4 protein-coding genes are annotated in these 2,883 nt (G+C 59.9%); 3 read left to right on the forward strand and 1 reads right to left on the reverse strand.

The genetic code is table 11. From position 1 onward, the window contains the following. Positions 1 to 806 (forward strand): ATP-binding protein (locus ACIQ39_RS19105; RefSeq protein WP_396436164.1); only part of this gene is annotated, 806 nt, incomplete at its 5' end. 110 nt (positions 807 to 916) lie between these two features. Here the strand turns inward: ACIQ39_RS19105 and ACIQ39_RS19110 are convergent. After that, on the reverse strand, positions 917 to 1,132 hold the full coding sequence (locus ACIQ39_RS19110; RefSeq protein WP_396436165.1) for a hypothetical protein: 216 nt from the start codon (positions 1,130 to 1,132) through the stop codon (positions 917 to 919). A gap of 113 nt (positions 1,133 to 1,245) precedes the next feature. Here ACIQ39_RS19110 and ACIQ39_RS19115 point away from each other — a divergent pair, with 113 nt between their 5' ends. Both ACIQ39_RS19115 and ACIQ39_RS19120 read left to right on the forward strand, forming a co-directional pair. Continuing rightward, on the forward strand, positions 1,246 to 2,715 hold the full coding sequence (locus ACIQ39_RS19115) for a phosphomannomutase (RefSeq protein WP_396436166.1): 1,470 nt from the start codon (positions 1,246 to 1,248) through the stop codon (positions 2,713 to 2,715). Continuing rightward, a partial coding sequence (locus ACIQ39_RS19120) for a sugar phosphate nucleotidyltransferase (protein WP_396436167.1) occupies positions 2,712 to 2,883 on the forward strand: 172 nt, incomplete at its 3' end. The genes ACIQ39_RS19115 and ACIQ39_RS19120, both read left to right, overlap by 4 nt.

The following is a 2,883-nucleotide window of genomic DNA, read 5'->3' on the forward strand; positions in this document are numbered from 1 at the left end:
CACAGCGGCTGGAAGGGCTGCAGCGCGGTGTGCAGCGCTGGGGCGAGGGCGACTTGTCGGTGCGTGTGCCCGTGCAAGGCGACGACGAAGTGGCCGACTTGTCTGAACGGTTCAACGCGGCGGCCGAGCGCATTGAGGGCCTGATGGCCTCGCAAAAGTCATTGCTGGCCAACGCTTCGCACGAGTTGCGCTCGCCCCTAGCCCGCATCCGCATGGGGCTGGAGTTGATGAACGCCCCCAAGGATGACCCCGCCGCCATGGCCCGCAGCCGCGCCGAAATCTTGCGCAACATGGCCGAGCTGGACCAACTGATCGACGAGATCTTGTTGGCCAGCCGCTTAGACGCCAAGGAGGCCGACATCGGCACCGTGGAGCCGGTGGACCTGGTGGGGCTGTGCGCCGAAGAGTGTGCGCGGGTCGGGGCCAAACTCGAGGTGCCCCCGGGCATGACCACACTTGAAGTTCCCGGCGTGGCCAAGTTGCTGCGCCGCATGGTGCGTAACCTGCTAGAAAACGCGCGACGGTATGGGGCAAACGCCCAGACAGGCGAAGTCGTTTTGCGCCTTCAAAGAAGCACACTGGGCGTGGTCTTGAGTGTCAGTGACCGAGGCCCTGGCGTGCCAGAGGCTTGGCGACAACGCATCTTTGAGCCGTTTTTCAGGTTACCGGGCGCCAGCGAGCAATCTGGCGGTGTTGGTTTGGGCTTGGCTCTGGTTAAAACCATCGTCGAGCGGCACGGAGGAACCATCGAGTGCCAACCCAATCCTGACGGGGGCGCCGTATTCCAAGTGACTTTTGTAGCGTAATTTATTCAATTTATTATTTTATAAATTTAAAAATAATTCGTGTCAGTTTTTCAATGGTTGATTGAATTTAGAATCAACATCAAATTGAACTGTTTTGCTAACAGAAAGCTTTACAAGCGCCCGTCAAAAAAGAAGACGCAGGTGCTGCGGTAGCCTTCACAAAACATAACCAATGCATGCGGCTCAATTGCGGCCATCATGCACATCACCAACAGTGCATCGATGCCGAAAAGCTGCAAAAACTGGCTCAAGTGTCTTCCAAAACAGTTAAAGCCAGTATTTGCGCAACCAACTCTGATAAAGGAGTAAGGGGTCATCAGCAACATGATCTCCAAAGCTATCTGTACTAGTTGGCCCCAAGGCCTGAGGTCACAACTGTTGGCCAAAGACCAACTCGACACAAGTCTTGCCCAAGCGCAACTGTTTGCCTGACCCCTGCATGCTTCTTAAAGACTTAGCCCCCACTGTCGGTTTTGGCACCAGCGGCGTCCGCGCCTTGGTTTCAGACCTGACCGCGCCCGTCGTGGCCACCTATGTGCGTGTGTTCGTTCAGCACTTGCGACAAACCGGCCAACTGCCTGAAGGCACAAGCCAATGCGTGATCGGTTGGGACCTGCGCCCCAGCAGCCCCGCCATTGCCGCCGCAGTCTGCGCTGGCTTGCAACAAGAAGGCCTGCAAGCCGATTGGGCCGGTTGCTTGCCCACCCCCGCATTGAATTTGCGTGCTTTGCAATCGGGCAGCCCCGGCATCATGGTCACAGGCAGCCACATCCCTTTTGACCGGAACGGCATCAAGTTCTATACCGCCCAAGGCGAAATCCTCAAGGCCGACGAAGTCGCCATGCAAGCCATACCTGTCGAGGCCTTGCTGCCGCAAGACGGGCAACTGCCCAACTTGGCTGAATGCCTGGCGCAAGTGCACGCACAGTCAGGCAGTAGCACGGCTCTGGCCGCCTATGTGGCCCGCTATACAAACCTTATGCCTGTTCAAGCCCTGCAAGGCCTGCGCATTGGCGTGTACCAACACAGCGCCGTAGGCCGCGACATGCTGGCGCAACTGCTCAGCCAGCTGGGGGCGCAGGCCATTTGCTTGGGCCGCAGCGACCAGTTTGTGCCCATCGACACCGAAGCCGTTTCTGCCGCCGACGAAACCATGGCCGCCGCTTGGTGCGCACAGCACCAACTGCACGCGGTGGTGTCAACCGACGGTGACGGCGACCGCCCCTGGGTCTGTGACGAACAAGGTCGCTTCATGCGTGGTGATGTGCTGGGCACGCTGACTGCGCTTTGGCTGGGTGTGCAAACCGTGGTCACCCCGGTCAGCTCCAACACCGCACTCGAAAAGTCAGGCCGCTTTGGCCACACGCAGCGAACCCGCATCGGCTCGCCCTATGTGATCGAGGCCATGCAACAGCTGCAAGCCCAAGGCCACACCAGCGTGGCCGGCTTTGAGGCCAATGGCGGCTTCCTGCTGCAGACCGCGCAACAAGGCCTGCAGCCCCTGCCCACCCGCGACAGCACCTTACCCATCTTGGCCGTGTTGGCCATGGCCCAGCACAAGCAGCAGCCCTTGTCTGTATTGCCCAGCCTGCTCCCAGCGCGTTACACCCAGGCTGACCGCATCCAGAACCTGCCCACAGCCCAGAGCCAGCAACTGATCGGCGAACTGGCGCAAGACAAAGCCGCGCTGCAATCCTATGTGCGGTTTACCGGCAGCCAGGCTGTGCACACCGACCAGACCGACGGCCTGCGCATCACCTTGGCCGACGAGACCATCATCCACCTGCGCCCCTCGGGCAACGCCCCCGAGCTGCGTTGCTACACCGAGGCCAGCAGCCCCCAGCAGGCCCAGCAATTGCTGACCGCCGGCATGAATCAAATAAAAACAATCTTGAGCAAGACAACATGAAACTGATCTCAATCGTTCTCTCCGGCGGTGCCGGAACCCGTCTTTGGCCCGCATCGCGTCAGGCCTACCCCAAGCCCTTCATGAAGCTGGGCGGCAGTGCCCTGCTGGAGCAAGCCATCTCGCGCGGCCAAGCCTGCGGCACCGACGACCTGCTCATCGTCACCAACC

It is taken from the genome of Limnohabitans sp., assembly GCF_044361645.1.
In the GTDB taxonomy this organism is placed as follows: Bacteria; Pseudomonadota; Gammaproteobacteria; order Burkholderiales; family Burkholderiaceae_C; genus Limnohabitans_A.